Source organism: Bradyrhizobium sp. 192 (genome assembly GCF_023100965.1).
GTDB classification, from domain to species: domain Bacteria; phylum Pseudomonadota; class Alphaproteobacteria; order Rhizobiales; family Xanthobacteraceae; genus Bradyrhizobium; species Bradyrhizobium symbiodeficiens.
The window spans coordinates 6,789,278-6,808,088 of sequence record NZ_CP064690.1; the positions used below are offsets into that span (position 1 = coordinate 6,789,278).

General features: G+C 64.6%; 19 protein-coding genes. 2 read left to right on the plus strand and 17 right to left on the minus strand.

The genetic code is table 11. The features are described from left to right. Positions 1 to 203: 203 nt before the first annotated feature. From IVB24_RS31785 to IVB24_RS31850, 14 genes are all read right to left on the minus strand, one after another. Positions 204 to 1,121: a polyphosphate kinase 2 family protein gene (locus IVB24_RS31785; protein WP_247770368.1), complete on the minus strand. Its 918-nt coding sequence runs from the start codon at positions 1,119 to 1,121 to the stop codon at positions 204 to 206. Then, complete coding sequence (locus tag IVB24_RS31790; protein ID WP_166468450.1) at positions 1,102 to 2,100, minus strand: branched-chain amino acid ABC transporter permease; 999 nt, start codon at positions 2,098 to 2,100, stop codon at positions 1,102 to 1,104. Before IVB24_RS31790 ends, IVB24_RS31785 begins: the two co-directional genes overlap by 20 nt. Continuing rightward, positions 2,097 to 2,978 (minus strand): branched-chain amino acid ABC transporter permease, encoded by an 882-nt coding sequence (locus tag IVB24_RS31795; protein ID WP_094894029.1) that lies wholly within the window; start codon positions 2,976 to 2,978, stop codon positions 2,097 to 2,099. The genes IVB24_RS31790 and IVB24_RS31795 overlap by 4 nt, the downstream gene beginning before the upstream one ends. Before the next feature lie 5 nt (positions 2,979 to 2,983). Then, the gene (locus tag IVB24_RS31800) at positions 2,984 to 3,688 is read right to left on the minus strand and encodes an ABC transporter ATP-binding protein (RefSeq protein ID WP_247770369.1); all 705 of its coding nucleotides are present in this window, start codon (positions 3,686 to 3,688) and stop codon (positions 2,984 to 2,986) included. Further along, on the minus strand, positions 3,688 to 4,458 hold the full coding sequence (locus IVB24_RS31805; protein WP_094977448.1) for an ABC transporter ATP-binding protein: 771 nt from the start codon (positions 4,456 to 4,458) through the stop codon (positions 3,688 to 3,690). The genes IVB24_RS31800 and IVB24_RS31805 overlap by 1 nt, the downstream gene beginning before the upstream one ends. Before the next feature lie 15 nt (positions 4,459 to 4,473). After that, on the minus strand, positions 4,474 to 5,784 hold the full coding sequence (locus IVB24_RS31810; protein WP_094977447.1) for an ABC transporter substrate-binding protein: 1,311 nt from the start codon (positions 5,782 to 5,784) through the stop codon (positions 4,474 to 4,476). 93 nt (positions 5,785 to 5,877) lie between these two features. Continuing rightward, complete coding sequence (locus IVB24_RS31815; protein WP_247770370.1) at positions 5,878 to 6,582, minus strand: NUDIX hydrolase; 705 nt, start codon at positions 6,580 to 6,582, stop codon at positions 5,878 to 5,880. Between the two features lie 30 nt (positions 6,583 to 6,612). Then, complete coding sequence (locus IVB24_RS31820) at positions 6,613 to 7,638, minus strand: ABC transporter substrate-binding protein (RefSeq protein ID WP_166468448.1); 1,026 nt, start codon at positions 7,636 to 7,638, stop codon at positions 6,613 to 6,615. Between the two features lie 222 nt (positions 7,639 to 7,860). Beyond that, positions 7,861 to 8,634 carry an anti-sigma factor gene (locus tag IVB24_RS31825; RefSeq protein WP_166468447.1) on the minus strand — a complete coding sequence of 258 codons (774 nt, stop codon included), beginning with the start codon at positions 8,632 to 8,634 and terminating at the stop codon, positions 7,861 to 7,863. After that, complete coding sequence (locus tag IVB24_RS31830; RefSeq protein WP_247770371.1) at positions 8,631 to 9,149, minus strand: sigma-70 family RNA polymerase sigma factor; 519 nt, start codon at positions 9,147 to 9,149, stop codon at positions 8,631 to 8,633. The genes IVB24_RS31825 and IVB24_RS31830 overlap by 4 nt, the downstream gene beginning before the upstream one ends. 40 nt (positions 9,150 to 9,189) lie before the next feature. After that, the gene (locus IVB24_RS31835; protein WP_247770372.1) at positions 9,190 to 10,659 is read right to left on the minus strand and encodes a YncE family protein; all 1,470 of its coding nucleotides are present in this window, start codon (positions 10,657 to 10,659) and stop codon (positions 9,190 to 9,192) included. A gap of 9 nt (positions 10,660 to 10,668) precedes the next feature. Continuing rightward, positions 10,669 to 11,202, minus strand: a complete 534-nt coding sequence (locus tag IVB24_RS31840) for a DUF305 domain-containing protein (RefSeq protein ID WP_247770373.1) — start codon at positions 11,200 to 11,202, stop codon at positions 10,669 to 10,671. A 98-nt stretch (positions 11,203 to 11,300) separates the two neighbouring features. Further along, positions 11,301 to 12,086, minus strand: coding sequence for an ABC transporter permease (locus tag IVB24_RS31845; RefSeq protein ID WP_247770374.1), 786 nt, complete (start codon positions 12,084 to 12,086; stop codon positions 11,301 to 11,303). Continuing rightward, the gene (locus tag IVB24_RS31850; protein WP_140480805.1) at positions 12,086 to 12,904 is read right to left on the minus strand and encodes an ABC transporter ATP-binding protein; all 819 of its coding nucleotides are present in this window, start codon (positions 12,902 to 12,904) and stop codon (positions 12,086 to 12,088) included. Before IVB24_RS31850 ends, IVB24_RS31845 begins: the two co-directional genes overlap by 1 nt. A gap of 133 nt (positions 12,905 to 13,037) precedes the next feature. Here IVB24_RS31850 and IVB24_RS31855 point away from each other — a divergent pair, with 133 nt between their 5' ends. Beyond that, a complete protein-coding gene (locus IVB24_RS31855) occupies positions 13,038 to 13,820 on the plus strand; it encodes an ABC transporter ATP-binding protein (protein ID WP_094977438.1) in 783 nt (260 codons plus the stop codon). Beyond that, a complete protein-coding gene (locus IVB24_RS31860; protein ID WP_247770375.1) occupies positions 13,817 to 15,370 on the plus strand; it encodes an ABC transporter permease/substrate-binding protein in 1,554 nt (517 codons plus the stop codon). Before IVB24_RS31855 ends, IVB24_RS31860 begins: the two co-directional genes overlap by 4 nt. A gap of 96 nt (positions 15,371 to 15,466) precedes the next feature. Here IVB24_RS31860 and IVB24_RS31865 read toward each other — a convergent pair whose 3' ends face one another. The 3 genes from IVB24_RS31865 to IVB24_RS31875 are packed head-to-tail and all read right to left on the minus strand — an operon-like array spanning position 15,467 to position 18,568. Next, positions 15,467 to 16,429, minus strand: coding sequence for an ABC transporter permease (locus IVB24_RS31865; protein WP_247770376.1), 963 nt, complete (start codon positions 16,427 to 16,429; stop codon positions 15,467 to 15,469). Next, positions 16,419 to 17,405 (minus strand): ABC transporter ATP-binding protein, encoded by a 987-nt coding sequence (locus tag IVB24_RS31870; protein WP_247770377.1) that lies wholly within the window; start codon positions 17,403 to 17,405, stop codon positions 16,419 to 16,421. Before IVB24_RS31870 ends, IVB24_RS31865 begins: the two co-directional genes overlap by 11 nt. After that, positions 17,402 to 18,568 carry an NEW3 domain-containing protein gene (locus IVB24_RS31875; protein WP_247770378.1) on the minus strand — a complete coding sequence of 389 codons (1,167 nt, stop codon included), beginning with the start codon at positions 18,566 to 18,568 and terminating at the stop codon, positions 17,402 to 17,404. Before IVB24_RS31875 ends, IVB24_RS31870 begins: the two co-directional genes overlap by 4 nt. Between the last annotated feature and the right edge of the window lie 243 nt (positions 18,569 to 18,811).

Genomic DNA, 18,811 nt, shown 5'->3' on the forward strand with positions numbered 1-18,811 from the left:
CATCGATCCGATCGATCGGCGGCCCAGCCAGGGTGGCCACCCGGGCTGGGCCATTCCTCACGGAACGGGGCCAATCCTATACCGATGCGCTAATACAAGGGTGGGCAAAGGCGCTCAAGCGCCGTGCCACGTCTTTGGAAGTCGTGGGCACGCTTCGCTTTGCCCACCCTACGGGATCTTGCTGGATCGGCGATCGCGGCGCCTTACCGCTTCCCCTTGCCCTCCTTCTCCAGCGCCTTGCGCACCTGCTCGAACTCCTCCACCGAGGCCTTGTCGGCCCGCGGAAAACGCAGGTCGAGCTTTTCGAGCGCGGCATTGATCACCGAGCCAATCACGACGCGCGCGAACCATTTGTGGTCCGCGGGCACGACGTACCACGGCGCATGAGATGTGGCGGTATGCCGGACGATATCCTGATAGACCGCCTGGTAGCGCGGCCACAGTGCGCGCTCCTTGATGTCGTCCATCGAGAATTTCCACTGCTTGGCCGGCTCCTCCAGCCGGTCGAGGAAGCGCTTGCGCTGCTCCTCCCTGGAGACGTTGAGAAAGAACTTCAGCACCACGGTGCCGTTGCGGCAGAGATAGCGCTCGAACGACGAGATGTCCTCGAACCGCTCCTTCCAGATGTTCTTGGTGACGAGCTTCTGCGGCAGCTTCTCCTTGGCGAGCAGCTCCGGGTGGACGCGCGTGACCAGGCACTCCTCGTAATGGGATCGGTTGAAGATGCCGATATGGCCGCGCTCGGGCAGCGCGATCGCATGACGCCATAGGAAATCGTGGTCGAGCTCCTTGCTGCTCGGCGCCTTGAAGGCATGGACCTCGCAGCCCTGCGGGTTGATGCCCTCGAAGATCGCCTTGATCGCACTGTCCTTGCCGCCGGCGTCCATGGCCTGGAACACGATCAGGAGCGACCAGCGGTCCTGGGCGTAGAGCTTCTCCTGAAACCCGATCAGCCGCTTCTTGTTGGCGTCCAGAAGCGCCTGTGCCTTCTCCTTGTCGAGATCGTCCTTCTCGTCGGTCTTGTGATCCTTGAGATGGAACTTGCCCGATCCGTCGTAGCGGAATGGCGTGATGTAGCGGTCAAGTTCCTGGTCGAGCGATTTAGACGGCTTCTTGCTCATGAGCGCGGGGCACCTTGCGTTGCGGCTTCAGTCGGTCGAGCACGCTACCAAGGATGCCCTTGGGAAGGAATATGATGAAAAGGACCAGCAGCACACCATAGACGAGATTGTCCCAGCCGACCGCCTTGGTGCCGAAGCCGATGCGAAGGGTCTCCGCCAGCAGGATGGTGATCACGGCGCCAAAGGTCGGGCCGAGCGAGACGAACAGGCCGCCCACGATGGCCGCGAACACCATCTGCAGCGAGACCGCGATGCCGCTGACCGTGTCGGGGGTGATGAACATCTGGTACTGGCAGTAGATCGCGCCCGCGAGCGCCGTCATCACCGCGCTGAGCAGCGTGATCTTGAGTTTCTCCGCGGTTACGTTCACGCCCGCGGCGGCCGCGGCGTCCTCGTCCTCGGAGATCGCCTCCAGCGCGTAGCGGCTCATGCTGCGGTCGACCCAGTGCCAGACCACGATGCCGAACAACCAGACCCCGAGTGCGATCAGATACCAGGTGATCTTGTCATCGAATTGCAGCGCCAGCAGCTTGTTGCCGGACGCGCGGTTCGGCGTATAGCCGAGCGAGCCGCCGGTGTAATCGCGCGTCGCCGTGATGACCTGGAGCACGATGCCCGACAGCGCCAACGTCACCAGCACGAAATAATGTCCGGTGATGCGGAAGCGGAAGCAGGGATAGCCGACGATCAGCGCAAGCGCGCCGGCCGCGACCATGCTGACCGGGATGCCGATCCATGGCGACACGCCCAAATGATTCCACAAGAGCGCGGTGACATAGGCGCCGATCCCCATGAAGCCGCCATGGCCGAGCGAGACGAGGCCGAATCGCCCCATCATCGACCAGGAGGTGTAGGCAAACGACCAGATCAGGATCAGCACCAGGATGTGCAGATGATAGGGATCGCGATAGACGAAGGGCAGCGCGACCAGCGCCGCCAGTCCGATCCCCCAAGCTGCAAGCCGCCCCTGCCCCATCATCGGCGCCTCGCCAGCAGGCCCGCGGGCCGGATGAACATCATGACGATGAAGAAAGCGAAGGCGAGCACATAGCCCCATTCGAGATCCGAGAACAGGCCGCCGAGCGAGATGATCTCGGCGAACACGAAGGCGGCGATGAAACCGCCGATGAAATTGCCGAGGCCGCCGAGCACGCAGATCAGGAAGGTGATCGGCCCGAAGGAGAGGCCGACGAAGGGATGCACGTCGTATTGCAGCACCAGCAGGCAGGCAGCGAGCCCGGCCAGCCCACCGCCGATTGCAGAGGTGATGAGATAGATCCGCCTGGTGTCGACCCCCATCAGCGCCATGATCTGCCGGTCCTGCGAGATGGCGCGGATCGCGGTGCCGGTGAAGGTGCGCGTCATGAACAGATAGACGCAGACCATGCCGACCAGCGCCGCCAGGAAGGACAGAAGTCGCGCATAACTGAAATTCATGTCGCCGAACGCAAGCACCGGCAGGCGGATGCCGAGATTGCGGAAGTCGATGCCGAAGGCGACGGTGGCAAAGCTCTGGAGAACGAACAGCACGCCGCCGGTCGCGAGCAGCTGGTTGATCGGCGGGGCGGTCAATAGCGGCGCGATCACGAGGAAGTGCAGCGCGGCACCGAGCATCGCGACCAGCAGGATGGTGAACGGCGCGGCGACGAAATAGCTGAGGCCGTAGACCTGCACCATGAAATACATGGCATACATGCCGATCATCACCAGCTCGGCATAGCAGATCCAGGTCACGTCGATGACGCCGAAAATCAGATTGAGCCCGAGCGCGAGCAGTGCGAGCACGCCGCCGAGCAGGATGCCGTTGATCACGGCCTCCAGCAGGTAGATGTCGAAGATGTCGAGAAATCCCTGCATGCCCATCACACCCCGAGATAAGCTTCCCTGACCGTGTCGCTCGCCAGCATCTCGGCGGACGTGCCGGATGCCCGGATCGTGCCTGCCTCGATCAGATAGGCGCGATCGACCACTTTCAGCACCTGCTGCACGTTCTGCTCGACGATCAGCACCGTCAGCCCGCTGGTGCGAATCCGCTTCACCAGCTCGAACACCTGCTGCACCACGACCGGCGCCAGCCCCGCCGAGGGCTCGTCGAGCAGCAGCAGCTTTGGATTGGACATCAGCGCGCGGCCGATCGCGCACATCTGCTGCTCGCCGCCGGACATGGTGCCGGCCATCTGGTGGCGGCGCTCCTTCAGGCGCGGAAACAGGTCGAACACGACCTCGAGCCGCTCGGCATAGTGGCTGCGCGCCTCCTTCACGAAGGCGCCCATCTTGAGATTGTCGTCGACCGAGAGCTGCGGAAACAGCCGCCGGTTCTCCGGCACATGCGCAATGCCGAGACTGACGATCTTGTGCGGCGGCGTTGCCACGACGTCGGTGCCCTCCATCCGGATCGAGCCGCGCGAGGGTCGGATCAGCCCGGAGATGACGCGCATCAAGGTGGTCTTGCCGGCGCCATTTGGGCCGATGACGCCGACGGCCTCGCCGGCCTTGACGTCGAGATCGACGTCGAACAACGCCTGGAAGGTGCCATAGCCGGCATTCACGGCGCGGAGCTCCAGCATCAGGCGCCTCCCGCACGGCGGCGCGCTTCGGCGGCCGCGGCCTGCGTGGTCTCGGCATCGGTGCCGAGATAGACCTCGATGACGCGCGGATCGCCCGCAACCGCGCTCGGCAATCCTTCCGAGATCTTCTCGCCGTGATCGAGCACCATGACGCGGTCGACGACGCGCATCAAGACGCCCATGATGTGCTCGACCCAGATGATGGTGATGCCGAGCTCGTCGCGGATGTTGCGCAGCATGTCGGCGGCCTGGTCCATCTCGGTCTCGTCGAGACCGCCGAGGCTCTCATCGGCGAGCAGCAGCTTTGGCGCAGTCGCGAGGGCTTTCGCCAGTTCGAGCTTCTTCAGCCCGGCCGCGCCGAGGCCATCGACGCTGGCATGGCGATCGGTCGGCAGGCCGACCATCGCCAGCGATCGTTCGGCCGCCTCCTCCGCCCTGGCGCGGCTATGGCGGCCCTGGCCGTAAAAGCCGGCGAGCGCGACGTTCTCGAAGATGGTCAGGCGGCGGAACGGCCGCGGAATCTGGAAGGTACGGCCGACCCCGCTGTTGATGATCCGGTGCGGTGCGAGGCCTGCAATCTCCGAGCCGTCGAACACGATCGAGCCCGATGTCGGCGCCAGCGTCCCGGAGAGCATGTTGAAGATCGTGCTCTTGCCCGAACCGTTCGGCCCGATCAGGCCGAGGATCTCCCCCTGATCGACCCGGAACGACACATTGTTGACGGCGGTGAAGCCGCCGAACCGCTTCACCAGCCCACTGACTTCCAGCACCAGAGCCCTCCGCTGCTACTGGTTGCTGTAGGTGGTGCCCTTCGGCAGCGGCAGCACGGCCTCGCGCTGCGCCTGACTCTTGGGCCACACCACCGAGGACTTGTCGTCGATGTACTGGATCACGACCGGGAACGAGCGTTCGTTCTGGCCCGACATCGGCGTGCCCTCGCCGTAGAACTTGACGCCGAAGCCGAGCATGGTGCCGCCTTCGGCGATGTCGGTGTCGAGCGCCGCCTTGCGCAGCGCTTCGGGATCGACTCCGCCGTACTTCTTGATTGCCCGCGGCAGCACGTCGGCCATGAAGACGTAGGTGTTGGACGCGCCGATGCCGACATGGGCGGAGCGGATGGCAACGCCGGGCTTGATCTTGTCGAACTCCTCGCCGACCATCTTGATGACGGGCGCAAGCTTCGGATCCATGGTCTTCTGGTTGGCGAGCCAGATCGAGATCGGGTCGGTGTTGAAGATATAGGTGGCGTCTGCTCCCATGCCTTCCTTCAGCTTCTCATAGACGCCATAGCCTGCGCCGTGGCCCATCAGCGCACCGAACTTCAGACCCTGCTCGCGCGCCTGGCGCAGCAGCAGGGTGATGTCCGGATTGTAGCCGGTGTGGAAGATCACGTCGGGCTTGGCGCGCTTGAGCTTGGTCACCAGCGCCGACAGATCGGGCGCGGTGGCCGAATAGCCCTCCTTCATCACGACGTTGAAGCCCGCCTTCTTCGCACCGGCCTCGTTGCCCTTGGAGACGTCGACACCATAAGCCCCGTCTTCGTGGATGATGGCGACGCGCAGGTCCTTCGGCTCCTTGCCGAACTTCGCTTTGGCGTTCTGCGCGATGAAATCCATCGTCATCATGCCGAACTGATCACCGCTCGCCTGTGGGCGAAAGACGTATTTGTAGCCCTTCTCGTTGAACACGGCGGACGAGATGCAGGTCGTCATCCACATGAATTTCTTGAGCTGCTCGACGCGGGCGGCCACCGGCACGCACTGCGCCGACGAGAAGAAGCCGAGCACCATGTCGACCTTCTCCTGCTCGAGCAGGCGCACGGATTCGTTGATGGCGATATCGGGTTTGCTCTGCGCGTCGGCATAGACCGCCTCGATCTTGTAGCCTTCGACGCCGGTCTTGGCGAAATGGTCGAGGATGATCTTTGTGCCGACATAATTGAGCTCGGAGCCGCCGCCGGCCAGAGGCCCGGTCAAATCAAAGACGACGCCGATCTTGATCTTCTTGTCCTGAGCCTGGGCGGACACCGCCAAGCCCGTCGCTGATATCGCGACCAACAGCCCACGTACCAAGCGGGCAGCCATGCGCAGGCGCATCAAAACCTCCCTGGACGATTGTGCATTGCAATCTTTTTGCTTTTGCTTTTTCCCATCACATGGGCTGAACGCCGGGATGTCAAGCCTTGCGCGTCAGCGCGAGGCGAACTGCTGCTCGACGAAGGCCGTGACAAATCGCGGCATGGTCGGCGTGAGGTCGCCGATCCCGCGCACGAGATGGATGGCCGACAATTCGGGCTCGTCCTCGCGGGCGAGGTTGGCTTCGATCCGGGCGCGCGCTTCTTCGCCTGACATATCCAGGTTGAGCACCTGCATCATCGCGATCGTGGGACCGCTGACGACGCAATGCCAGTCCGGCTCGACGCGATAGTCTGCCGCCGTCAGGCCGGTCTCCTCCTCGAGCTCGCGGATGACGCTGCCGGGTATGTCGAGTGTGCCACCCCTGACGTCGTCGAGATCGGGCGTGCCCGAAGGGAAATAGATGCGGCCTGCGTTGGCGGTGTGCTGCGCCATCTCGCCCATGACGAAGGCGCCATCGGACGTGCGCAGCGCACCCATGCCGAAACCGTTGAACACGGGAGCGCCGGGAAAGCCCCAGTCGCGCCAGGCGAGGAAGCTCGCGAAGTCGGTCTCGAAATAGGTCGCGGCGAAATGGCCGTCTGTGAACACAGGATCTCGCCCGACCAGGACGCGTCCGTTCCAGATCTTCGGCCGCTCGCGCTGCTTCTCGGCGAAATGCGCCGCGATCTCGTCGCGACGCTCTTCCGCGAACGGCCAGGCGATCGGGCGGACGGCCAGATCGAGCGTCGTGACGCGATGGATGATCGGTGACGTCATGAGGGGGCGGCTATCACGCCTTCGCGTCGGCTATTTGGCGCTCCCCGTCGTCTTCTTGGCCTGCTCGACGAAGGTGTTGGTGAAGGTCTTGCTGACGTCGATCTTGGCATTGGCCACCTCGGGCGAGCCGACGCTGAACACCGCGAGCACGGCGTCCGCGCCCTTCGGGTCCATCTTGCCGGTCTCGGAGAACATCGGGATCGTGTTCTTCAGCGCGGCGAGATAGAGATCCTTGTTCTTGCCGACCGTCTCCTCCGGCATCTTCGCCATGATCTCCTCAGGGCTGTGCGAATGGATCCAGGCGAGCGTGGCGAGGATCGCGTTGGTGAGCGCTTGCGTCTCCTTCTCGTGCTTGGCGACCCAGGCCGCGGTCGAGTAAAGCGCGCCGCCGGGATATTCGCCGCCAAACGTCTCGAGCGTGTCCTTCTGCGTGCGGGTGTCGGAGAGGATTCGCAGATCCTTGTGGCTGCCCTGAAGCACGGTGACGGAGGGGTCGAGCATTACGGCGGCATCGATCTGGCCCTGCTCCATCGCGGCGACCGCGGTGGCACCGAGGCCGACGCCGATCACGGCGGCGCTGGTTGGGTCGACGCCGTTCTTCTTGAGCATGTATTTCAGGAAGAAGTCGGTGGAGGAGCCGGGCGCGCTGACGCCGACCTTCTTGCCGGCGAGATCCTTGACCGACTTGATGTCGTTGGTACGCGAGGGCGCGACCACGAGCACGAGGCCGGGATAGCGGTCATAGACCACGAAAGCCTGGAGCTCCTGCTTCTTGGCAGCCAGATTGACGCAATGGTCGAAATAGCCGGAGACCACGTCGGCGCTGCCGCCGAGCACGGCTTTCAGCGCGTCCGAGCCGCCCTTGAGGTCGACCAGTTCGACACTGAGGCCGGCCTTGTCGTATTCGCCGAGCTGCTTGGCCAGCACCGTCGGCAGATAGCACAGGCAGGAGCCGCCGCCGATCGCGATGGTGACCTTGCTTTGCGCTGCGGCAAATCCGGTGGTGAGCGTCAGCGCCAGCAGCGCGCCGGCGAGCCTGGCAATCGTGTTCTTCATTGGTTTCCTCCGTTCGGCCGGCGGCACCATAGAGCAGCGGGACGGGCTTGAGAAGCGCTCGGGAAGCACTGGCCATCGGCCATTCGGCGCAATAGCATGCGTGGCCCTGGGCCCGGCCAACAAGGTCGGCTATCGCTCCAAGAGCTTCATGACCGCCGACGGCGCCAGGCTTCGCTATCAGGGTTCGCGCCAATGCGCGGACCCGTTCCCCGGTTTCCGAAGCTAGATCGGTCCCGCCTGTTTCCGGATCTCGTTTGCGATCGGCTTAAGGGTGTCCCCCGGAAGCTGGCCGACGAGCGTATAGCCCATGCCACGATCCGCCCATGCGAAGCCCGCGATATCGCCGGCGGCGTGCGGCATCATCGGCGCATCCTGACTGCCGCTGCTCATTGGACGTGTCAGCATGACGAGACGGTCGCCCTGATCGTCGTCATACATGAACATCGCGGCCGGACCATGCGAGGTCGCAACCAGGCGCCCTCCCATCAGCCGATAGCCCGACGTGGAGAGATCAGGCACCTTGACCGCCCGCTTCAGCCGGCTGGAAACCCATTGCGTGAGCTCGGCCCTGTCGGAAGCACGTATTTCGACCGGCCGCACGCGATCCGGTGCGTAGACGCCATAGGAGTAGGCGGCCTCCTGCGCCAAGGCGGACAATCCGCTCGAACCACCTTGCAACAGGCTGCGCACGGTCCACCCGCCGAGACCGCCGATGCTCACCAGCAACAGCGCCGCGATTGCTTTCCATGCCCGCAATGGACGTCGCTTTCGACGTTCAATGATGTGCGACAGGTTCAGTTCGGCCGGAACTGGTTCATCCGCGATCGAAGCCAACGCGCCGCGCAACTGCTCGCGCTGGCTGGCGAAGGCCGCGACGCGCTCGGCGGCATCCGGATGATCGTTCAGATAGGAAACAACCTCTCCAAGACGCTCAGGTGCAAGTGCCTGATCCACAAACGCGTGGAGATCATCTTCCGTGATCGGTCGCTGGCTCATTTCATGCTCCGCAATTCCACGACATTCCCCGGCGCAGCCCCCTCCATCTCCTGCTGCAACCGTTCCCGCGCGCGTGACAGCCGCGACATCACGGTCCCGACCGGGACATCCAGCAATTTCGCGGCGTCGGCGTAGGAAAAATCCTCGACGGCAACAAGCAACAGCACGGCCCGCTGCTCTTCCGGCAGCCTCGCGAGCTTGTTCAGGACGTCCTGGTAGATCAGCCTGTGCTCCTGTGCGGCAGCACTCGCGAGCTCGCGCTCGCCTGCATCATCGATCGGCATATGCCTTCCCCGCGTCGCGGCCTGACGGAATTGGCTGACCGCCAGATTGTGGAGGATGGTGAACAGCCAGGCGCGCACGCCGCCGTCACGCCGCTGATGCCAGCGGCTGACGGCGCGCTCCAGGCAATCCTGAACCAGATCGTCGGCGGTCGTGCGATCACGCATCAGCGCGCGCGCATAACGGCGGAGCGAGGGGATCAGCGGCTCGACCTGAACCAGCATGTCCTTCATGGAGTGCTCCGCCTGCCTTTCGTTGACGCCCGATGGCGCGTCATTGCGTCTCGATCTGGACCGCGCCGCCGGGCTCGGCCGCATCACCGGAGGCAATCACGAGATATCGCTTTCCGGAGGCCGCGGACTGATCGACGATCTGGCGGATCGGACCAGCCGCGTTGACGATAGCTGATCCGGCCGGATTCGTCATGAAGGCCGCGAGTGGCTGCAGCGGGCCGCTTCCATCATTTCGATCCGCCAGCGCAAGCACATATTTTTGCTTGGGTTGAAGTCCTGTCACCGAAGCCTGCAATATCTGGATCAGGCCCTGATCGAACAGCGAGACGCTGGTCGGCGCCGCGCCATCCTTCGATCCGTCCTTGGGGCCCATCGAAAGATGGGCGACCTGGCCGGCCACGCCCAGCGGCTGCAGATTCTGGCGATCATCCGGATTGGGCGCCGCGCCTGGAACGTAGACGATCGCCTGCGGTGCCTGGCCGATCGGGACATTCGCAACCACGCTGTTGGTCGCGGTGTCGATCGCCGCGAGGGCGTCGGCGTTCTCGAGGCCGACATAAATGCGCGTGCCATCGCCAGACGGCCAGACGCCATGGGGCAGATTACCGACCGGGATCGTCGCGACCTGCGAGAAATCGTCCGTGCGGAAGACCCTCACCAGGTTCAGGCCACCGACGGTGACATAGGCGAATGTGCCCTTCGCGGTGTGCGCGAAATTGACGTGATTGGTGATCGGACCGGTGTCGATCGTCTTGATCAAGTTGAACGGCGGCTTCGCGTTGAAAACCTGGGTCCGGCCGACATCCTTCAGCGTGAACCAGACCTGGTTTCCATCGGGCGTCGCCGCGATGTTCGGGCAGAATGGGCTCTCCTGCTTCACTTTGGCGATGATCTTGTGCTCGGCGACAGAAACAACATCGGTCTCGGGATTGAACGACGAGCAGATGTAGCCGTATTTACCGTCGGGCGAGAAGATCTGCATCCCCGGCCCGTTGGGGGTCGTGATACGGGCTTTCTCCTTCAAGCTCTTCGCATCGATCACGGAGATGTAGTTTTCGCCGCGAACGGTGACCCACACCTCCTTGCCGTCCGGCGTAAAGAACGCCTCGTGGGGCGACCGCCCGACATAGGTCACGTGCTTGACCGCATTGGTCGCGGTGTCGATGAAGCTCACCGAATTGGAGCCGATCGAGACCACGGCGAGCGTCTTGTGATCGGGGGAGAAACCCATGCCGTGCACGAGAACCTGGCCCTTGTAGAGCGGGCTGAAATTGCCGGGCTGCGGATCTCCCAGGCGGATCACACCAAGCAGCTTGTTGTCGACCGGATCTGTCACCGAGACCGTGTTCGAGAACTGCTCGGCCGCATAGACGCGATCGTGATGGCTCATCGGAATATCGGGGGCGGATAGCGCGCCCGGCGCCTGCCCTGCCCATGCGGCCGAGCCGGTGGCAAGCATCGTGGCTGCCAGGAAGATGCTCTTCATGAGGTTACTTTGCGACGTCTTCATCGATGACTCCTATTTCTTCATTCCGGCGGACATATCCATCTGCATGCCCTGATGATGAACGTTTGCGGCTGGAACGGATGGCGGCTGCGTCGGGGCCGGCGTCGTGTCCGTTGCGGGCTCGCCGATGGCGAGCTTCATCGCCGCGATCTCCTGCATCTGATCGACGATGATTTCCTGGGCGATGCGCCGTAGCTGCTCATTCTTGCCGTAACGCAGTTCGATGACCGCCATGTCGATCGCGCCCTGATGATGCGGATTCATCATCGCAACGAAGTCGCGATCGATATCGCCGGTCGGCTTGGCCGCCATGTCGTTCATCATCTTGGTCATCGCCGCGTCGTTCTCCTCCAGGAACGCGCGCTCGTCCGCGCTGTGCGCAACCGATGGGGCGACCGGATGGGCTTCGTGCGCGAGCACGAGCGACGGCAGCGCGAATGCGACGAAAATGCGGGCGCCGATGAGCGCCGTGCCGAGGCCGGGCCTCGGCCATCGGCATCTGCCTGCGAGCGCCGCAACGACGCGGCGAAACTGTAACTGGTGCATCCTGAACTCCCATGCAGGTGGTCGCATGGGGGTATGACGCGTGGGCGCGCGTTCTATTCCGGCCGGCCAATCACATAAATGTCAGCAGCAGATCGAGCCTAGCCGCGACCGTCCACGGTCGGCCGCCACACCAATAGCCTCCGCTCCACCAGCGTCACCCCATAGTCGATCAGGATGACGAACGCCGACAGCACGAACATGCCGGCGAATACGCCGGCGACGTCGAACACGCCTTCGGCCTGCTGGATGAGATAGCCGAGGCCCGCGGCCGATCCCAGATATTCGCCGACGACCGCGCCGACCACGGCAAAGCCGACCGAGGTGTGCAGCGAGGAGAACATCCAGGACAGCGCCGAGGGCCAATAGACGTGCCGCATCAGCTGCCGTTCGCTCATGCCGAGCATGCGGCCATTGTCGAGCACGGTGCGGCTGACCTCCTTGACGCCCTGATAGACGTTGAAGAACACGATGAAGAACACCAGGGTCACGCCGAGCGCGACCTTGGACCAGATGCCGAGCCCTAGCCACAGCGCGAAGATCGGCGCCAGCACGACGCGGGGCAGCGCGTTGACCATCTTGACGTAGGGGTCGAACACGGCGGCGACCAGCGGCTGGCGTGCGAACCAGAAGCCGACCAGAACGCCGCCGGCCGAACCGATCACGAAGGCCAGGAGCGATTCCGTCAGCGTGATGCCGAGATGCTTCCAGATCACGCCGGAAGAGAACCATTTCACGATCTGGCTGAAGACGTCGAGCGGGTTGGAGAAGAAGAACGGCGGCAGCAGGATCTTGCCGAGCACGGGGACGGTCGACAGCACCTGCCACAGCACGATGCAGACGACCGCGACCAGGACTTGCAGCGCAAACAGCGTCGGACGCGACATCAGACCGCCTCCGCCGCTTGGGTGGATTGCGCGTAGCCCTTCATCACCTCGTCCTTGAGCACGCTCCAGATCTCACGGTGGAGCGCATGGAACTCCTTGTCCAGCCGCACCTCGAAGATGTCGCGCGGGCGCGGCAGGCTCACCCGCCAATCGCCGATGATGCGCGAGGACGGACCGGCCGACATGATCACGACGCGGTCGGCGAGCGCGATCGCCTCTTCGAGATCATGGGTCACGAACAGCACGGCCTTGCGGTCGGCGCTCCAGAGGTCGAGCAGCAGGTTGCCCATCACCTGCCGGGTCTGCGCATCCAGCGGCCCGAACGGCTCGTCCATCAAGAGGATCTTGGGATCGCGGATCAGCACCTGCGCCAGAGCCACGCGTTTGCGCTGGCCGCCGGAAAGCATGTGCGGATAACGACCCGCGAAGGCGCCGAGGCCGACGGAGGTCAGCCATTGCTGCGCCCGCGGCAGCGCCTCGGCGCGCGGCGTGCCCTGGACCTCCAGCCCGATCGCGACATTGTCGAGCGCGGTCTTCCACGGGAACAGCGCATCGGCTTGGAACAGATAGCCGGCATCCCGGTTCAGCCCGGCGAGCGGCCGGTCGAATATCCTGACGTTGCCGGCAGCCGGCTTCAGCAGCCCGGCCGCGACGTTGAGCAGCGTGGATTTCCCGCAGCCGGTGGGCCCAACGATGGCGACGAACTCGCCTTGCGCAACCGTGAGATGAGCCTTTTCCACCGCCGTATAGACCCGCCCGTCCCCGAGCCGGAACGCAACCTTGGCATCTTCCAGCGCCACTGCCGTTGGCGTTGACATATGTTCCCTCCGAACTTGGCCCGATGCCTTAGCCGCTCGCGCGGCCAAGTTCAATCAAGGCGCCAAGCGTGCTACGCATGGGTCTTCTCATTCCCTCCCTCCGTGGGCGGGTCAGCGAAGTGAGCCCCGCCCGATGCCGTCCAGGCCGATGATCGGCTATGCCCAAATCACCAAGAGCTTCGGCGCGCTCAAGGCCGTGGACGACGTCTCGCTCGACATCGCCGAGGGCGAATTTCTGGCGATCGTCGGCGGCTCGGGCTCCGGCAAGACCACGCTGCTGCGGCTCGCCAACCGGCTGATCGAGGCCGACAGCGGTACCATCACGGTCGAGGGCGAGGACGTGCAAAACGTCGATCCGGTCGCGCTGCGGCGGCGGATCGGCTACGTGTTCCAGAGCGGCGGGCTGTTTCCGCATCTGAGCGTGGCCGACAATATCGGGATCACGCCAAAACTGCTCGGCCGGCCGGCGGCGGATATCGCAGCGCGGGTCGACGAGTTGCTGGAGCTCGTGCAGCTCGACCGTGATGCCCATCGCGACCGTCTGCCGGAGGCGCTCTCCGGCGGCCAGCGCCAGCGCGTCGGCGTGGCGCGGGCGCTGGCGGCCAAGCCGCGCATCGTGCTGATGGACGAGCCGTTCGGCGCGCTCGATCCCCTCACCCGCGATGCGCTCGGCGACGATTATCGTTCGCTGCATCGCAAGCTCGGCCTCACCACCGTGATGATCACCCATGACATGACGGAGGCGATCCTGCTCGCCGACCGCATCGCGGTGATGCGCAGCGGACAGCTGCTCGCGCAGGGTACCCCCGCCGAGCTGTCGAACAGCAGCGACGCCTACGTGCTGGAGCTGCTGCGCACGCCGCGCCGCCAGGTCGAGCGGCTGAACGCGCTGCTGCCGCAAAGCGGTGCGGCATGAGCCTGTTTGGCGATCCGCGCTGGGGCGAAGCATTGGCGCATCTGCCCGATTATCTCGGCAATCATGTCCGGGTGAGCCTCGCCGCGCTTGCGCTCGGTCTCGCCGTCAGCCTGCCGCTGGCGATCCTGACGCGCAACCGCCCGGCGCCCCGCGCCATCCTGCTCGCACTCGCCAGCATCGTGCAGACGGTGCCGGGCCTGGCGCTGCTCGCGCTGTTCTACCCGTTGCTGCTGCTCGTCGCCTCGGTGACGCTGGCCTGGTTCGGCGTATCCTTCTCGGCCTTCGGCTTCCTGCCGGCGATGCTGGCGCTGGCGCTTTATTCGATGCTGCCGGTGCTGCGCAACGGCGTCACCGGGCTCAACGGCATCGACCCCGCCTTGATCGAGGCCGCCAAGGGCGTCGGCATGACGGCGCGGCAATCGCTGGTCACGGTCGAACTGCCGCTGGCGCTGCCGGTGATGATGGCAGGCATCCGCACCGCCGCGGTGTGGGTGATCGGCACCGCGACGCTATCGACGCCGATCGGGCAGACCAGCCTCGGCAATTACATCTTTGCCGGGCTTCAAACCCAGAACTGGGTGTTCGTGCTGTTCGGCTGCTTTGCCTCGGCCCTGCTCGCGCTCGCCGTTGATCAGCTGCTCGGCCTGATCGAGAGCGGCCTGCGACGCCGCAGCCGTTTGCGCACCGGCCTCGGCGCGGCCGGCATCGCGGCGCTGGTCGCCGCCACGCTGGTGCCGGCGATGGGGCGCCCGTCGCAGGGCTATGTCGTCGGCGCCAAGACCTTCGCCGAGCAATATGTGCTGTCGGCCCTGCTCAGGGACCGCCTCCAGGCCGCCGGTCTGCCCGCCACCACACGATCGGGCCTCGGCTCCAGCGTGATCTTCGGGGCGTTGAAGGCCGGCGACATCGATCTCTACATCGATTATTCCGGCACGCTCTGGGCCAACCAGTTTCACCGCACCGATATCAAGCCGCGCGCAGAGCTGTTGGCGGATTTGAAGGCAAGCCTGGCAAAGGACAACATCACCCTGCTCGGCGAGCTCGGTTTCGAGAATGCCTATACGCTGGTGATCCCGAAGAAACGCGCCGAAGCCCTTCATATCCGCACCATCGCCGATCTCGCCGCGTACGCATCGACGCTGTCGATTGCCGGCGACTACGAGTTCTTCTCGCGGCCGGAATGGGCGGCGCTGCAAAAGGCCTACGGCCTTTCGTTCAAGGCGCAGCGCCAGATGCAGCCAGACTTCATGTATGCGGCGGTCGCCAGCGGCGAGGTCGACGTGATCGCCGGCTACACCAGCGACGGGTTGATCGCGAAATACGATCTGGTCGCGCTGGACGATCCCAGGCACGCGCTTCCGCCCTACGATGCCATCCTGCTGCTGGCGCCGAAACGTGCCGGCGACAAGCGACTGCAGGCCGCACTCGAGCCCCTGCTCGGCAAGATCGACATCGCCACCATGCGCGAAGCGAATTTGCGCGCCAGCGGCAACGATGCGAATTCGTCGCCGGATGCGGTGGCGAAGTGGTTGTGGGGGAAGATCAGGTAGAGCAAAGTCGAGGGGGTGGCCGCGATGGGGAAACTCCGACCACCCCCTCTCGCCCGTCTCCTGGAGGAAGAGAGGGCAACGCCGATCAGCTTCGGTTCAGGCCCTCACCTCCTGCCGCTGGAACAGCACGTAGCTGAACGCGAACAAGATGATGGTGCCGGCAACGAGGCCGACGGTCTGCGGCCACGCGATCATGATGCTTTCACCGAATGGGAGCGGCGCACCCATGACGGCGCCGCGGAGCTGTTCCAGGAATACGGGGCCGAGCGTGCGCGTCGTCGGCGACAGCACGGCGAGCATCGCTTCGCCGAACAGGTCGTTCGGCGACAGCCTCTGCAATTCCTGCGTCCAGACGGCAGTCGCTGGATCGTTCAGGCCCAGCAGCGCATAGCGGGGATCGGCCGGCGCGATCGCCTGCGCGATGGCCGGAGCCAGCATCGGCCAGAGCACCGTCAGGAACAACCAGATGCCCAGCGAGACCAGCGCAGCGGTAGCTGCCGAACGGAACACTGTGGACAGCAACATCGCAAGCGACAGCCAGACGCCGGCGTAGAAGATCGCCACGATCAGGAAGACCAGCGATCTTGCGATCTCCTCACTGCCGGGAGGTACGCCCAGGAAGAGCAGACCGAGGCCGATGACCAGCAGCCACAACGCGGCGAGGCTGATACCGATGGTGGCGAGCGCCGCAAGGAACTTCCCCATCAGCAATGCATCGCGGTAGATCGGCTGCGCCAGGATGCGCGAGAGCGTCCGCCGGTTGTGCTCGCCGTTGACGGCGTCGAAGCCGAGCCCGATCGCCATCAGCGGAATGAGAAAGCCGAGGATCGCGACGAACGACGGCAACGGCGCCTGATCGATGGTGAAGAGGCGCAGCAGCAGGAACGGATCCTCGGCCGTGGTCTGCCTGAGGCGGCTGATCGCTTCATAGAGCGCGGCCAGCGCCGTGGACACGATCAGGAGCTCCAGCATCAGCATCCGGATACTGGAGACGTGATCGGCCAGCTCCTTGACAAACACGGCCGACAGTCCCTGGAACGGTGATCCTTCACGCCGCATGCCGAACGTCTCCCATGGGCTGCGCCTGGAAATAGTGCGCGTAGATCGCTTCGAGGCTCGGCTCGTCGACTGATAATTTTCGCAGCGCCCCGTCGACTGCGACCACGGCGCGGGCCGCATCCGGCCGCACGTCGCGCTCGGCCGTCATGCGGAAACGGTTGACGGCGAGGGTCTCCACCTCGGTCACGCCCGGGATCAGCGCCAGCCGCCGGGCGATGCCAGGCCCTTCAGCCTCCACCTCAACGACGAAGCTCGCGCCGAGCACCTTGACCGCGAGCTCGGGCACCGCGCCCATCAGCACGATCCGGCCGGCCTTGAACAGCGCGACGCGATCGCAGATGCGTTGCACCTGGTCGAGCATGTGGGACGACAGCAGCACGGTGATGCCTTCGGCCTTCAGCTCTCCGATCAATCCGAGGAATTCCTGCGTCGCCTGCGGATCGAGCCCGGAGGTCGGCTCGTCCAGGATCGCGATCTCGGCGCGCTTCATGATGATTTCGGCCAGGCCAAGCCGTTGCCGCATGCCGCGCGAGAAGGTCGCAACACGCTTCGACGCGACGTCCGCCAGCCCGACCCGGGACAGCGCCGCCTCGATCAGCCGAGCCCGTTCGGTACGCGCAAGGCCCATCAGCTTGGCCGTGTAGGCCAAGTTCTCCGTGGCGGTGAGCTGGTCGTAGAAGCCGACGGCGTCGGGCAGATAGCCGACGCGCCGCTTGACCTTCAATGGCTCGCGCGCCGGATTGAAGCCGAGCACGCTGACCTCTCCCGAAGATATCTCGGTGAGACCGAGCATCATCAGGATGGTCGTGGTCTTGCCCGCGCCGTTCGGGCCGAGCAGGCCGAACACCTCACCGCGGGCAATGTCGAAGTCGATGGCATCCACCACGGCGGTGGCGCCATAGCGCCGCGTCAGCCCGCGCGCGGCGATGACGGGACCTTGTGCCGTCCCTTGGCTTTGGCTGGATTGACCGCTCATCGCCGTCCGAACCTCGCCACTGCACCCAGCATCAACAGCAGCGCGACGCCGATGACGCCGGCACCTGCCATGCCCCATACGGTCGACGTGGCGACGGTGACGCGGAACTGGCTGGAAGCGCTCTCGCCGCGCGAAGTGGCGCGGATCGTGGCCTGGTAGTCACCGGCCAGCGACTTGTCGCTCGGCGTCACCAGTGCCTGTACCTCGCTGTCCTTGCCCGGCACGAGGCGCTCAATCGTCGCCGGCTGGAACGTCACCTTCCACCCGCTCGGCGCGCTCCCGGCGAGTGCGATGTTCTCGGCCGGCGCCGTGCCGGTGTTGGTCACGACGATTGGAATCGAGCTCTGCTGCCCGGCGACCGCACGCGCGCTCAAGAGACCGTCGCGACCGGAGATCTGGAGATGTGGCTCGCCGACCACGTCGAGCGCAAGCTCGGTCGACGCCGAGGCATCCTCCGCCTTGACTGTGACCTTGACCGGGAAATGACCGGCATCGATCGTGCTGGGCGGACGTACCTTCAACTTGACGTCCTTGGACTGGCCGGCGTCGATCGGGATCGAGGACAGCTCTTGGGTGCCATAGGCCTCGGTGAACGAGGTCTCGAAATTGGCCGGCGCGTCCGCTCCGAAGCTCGCGACGAGGTTGCGACCTGAATCGTTCTTGATCGAGAGCGTGTAGTCGAAGTTGGATTTCGGACTGCCGCGCAGCGACGGCAGGCTGGACTTCACGCTGAGCTTGGCGGGAAGCTCCTTGGCAAGCGACACCGCGATGGGCAGCTCCGCGTTGGTGCCCTGCCCTTCGGCCTTGACTGTGAGCGTGTGTGCGCTGAGATCGTTGCCGGTGGGAATATCGAGCCTGAGCTGCAATGTGACGCTGCCATCAGGCGCCGGCATCGCCGCTCCGACCGGCTGTCCGCCGCCGAGCAGCGTCGCGGTCCAGCCACTCGGAACGCCCGCGACCGAGAGCTGATAACGCTCCGGCGACAGGCCGTAATCCTGCAGGCGGAGCGCAACGTTGGTTGTGGTGCCGGGCCGCACCGTGATCGCCGGATAGTCGGTCATCAGATACAGACCCTTGATCTCATGCGACGGTTCGGCGGCATGAACGACGGGGCTGACAAGCGTGAGGGCAAATGCAAGACGCGCAGCATCAAGCGCTCGCATGGATGATACTCCTGCAAGGATGGGTGGGCCAGAGACGGGCATCGCGTCGCGAAGAGACAGTCAGGCCGTGACGGCGACGTGTCGAATGATGGAAGCAATCGTGACGAAGTTTGGGTGGCGAAGCACCGTACCAATTACAAGTCGGTGATAGCGGGCGCTTCAGCTTCAGACTTTAGTTTGAGATCCCGCGCACATCGCCGAAGATTAAAATGCCGTAATGCGATCTGTTGCGCGCAGCAGCCA

What these genes read in the sequence shown, in the direction of transcription:
- IVB24_RS31785 (WP_247770368.1), bottom strand. Translation starts at nt 1,121, where the DNA reads ATGAGCAAGAAGCCGTCTAAATCGCTCGACCAGGAACTTGACCGCTAC.
- IVB24_RS31790 (WP_166468450.1), bottom strand. Translation starts at nt 2,100, where the DNA reads ATGATGGGGCAGGGGCGGCTTGCAGCTTGGGGGATCGGACTGGCGGCG.
- IVB24_RS31795 (WP_094894029.1), bottom strand. Translation starts at nt 2,978, where the DNA reads ATGCAGGGATTTCTCGACATCTTCGACATCTACCTGCTGGAGGCCGTG.
- IVB24_RS31800 (WP_247770369.1), bottom strand. Translation starts at nt 3,688, where the DNA reads ATGCTGGAGCTCCGCGCCGTGAATGCCGGCTATGGCACCTTCCAGGCG.
- IVB24_RS31810 (WP_094977447.1), bottom strand. Translation starts at nt 5,784, where the DNA reads ATGCGCCTGCGCATGGCTGCCCGCTTGGTACGTGGGCTGTTGGTCGCG.
- IVB24_RS31815 (WP_247770370.1), bottom strand. Translation starts at nt 6,582, where the DNA reads ATGACGTCACCGATCATCCATCGCGTCACGACGCTCGATCTGGCCGTC.
- IVB24_RS31820 (WP_166468448.1), bottom strand. Translation starts at nt 7,638, where the DNA reads ATGAAGAACACGATTGCCAGGCTCGCCGGCGCGCTGCTGGCGCTGACG.
- IVB24_RS31825 (WP_166468447.1), bottom strand. Translation starts at nt 8,634, where the DNA reads ATGAGCCAGCGACCGATCACGGAAGATGATCTCCACGCGTTTGTGGAT.
- IVB24_RS31830 (WP_247770371.1), bottom strand. Translation starts at nt 9,149, where the DNA reads ATGAAGGACATGCTGGTTCAGGTCGAGCCGCTGATCCCCTCGCTCCGC.
- IVB24_RS31835 (WP_247770372.1), bottom strand. Translation starts at nt 10,659, where the DNA reads ATGAAGACGTCGCAAAGTAACCTCATGAAGAGCATCTTCCTGGCAGCC.
- IVB24_RS31840 (WP_247770373.1), bottom strand. Translation starts at nt 11,202, where the DNA reads ATGCACCAGTTACAGTTTCGCCGCGTCGTTGCGGCGCTCGCAGGCAGA.
- IVB24_RS31845 (WP_247770374.1), bottom strand. Translation starts at nt 12,086, where the DNA reads ATGTCGCGTCCGACGCTGTTTGCGCTGCAAGTCCTGGTCGCGGTCGTC.
- IVB24_RS31850 (WP_140480805.1), bottom strand. Translation starts at nt 12,904, where the DNA reads ATGTCAACGCCAACGGCAGTGGCGCTGGAAGATGCCAAGGTTGCGTTC.
- IVB24_RS31855 (WP_094977438.1), top strand. Translation starts at nt 13,038, where the DNA reads ATGCCGTCCAGGCCGATGATCGGCTATGCCCAAATCACCAAGAGCTTC.
- IVB24_RS31860 (WP_247770375.1), top strand. Translation starts at nt 13,817, where the DNA reads ATGAGCCTGTTTGGCGATCCGCGCTGGGGCGAAGCATTGGCGCATCTG.
- IVB24_RS31865 (WP_247770376.1), bottom strand. Translation starts at nt 16,429, where the DNA reads ATGCGGCGTGAAGGATCACCGTTCCAGGGACTGTCGGCCGTGTTTGTC.
- IVB24_RS31870 (WP_247770377.1), bottom strand. Translation starts at nt 17,405, where the DNA reads ATGAGCGGTCAATCCAGCCAAAGCCAAGGGACGGCACAAGGTCCCGTC.
- IVB24_RS31875 (WP_247770378.1), bottom strand. Translation starts at nt 18,568, where the DNA reads ATGCGAGCGCTTGATGCTGCGCGTCTTGCATTTGCCCTCACGCTTGTC.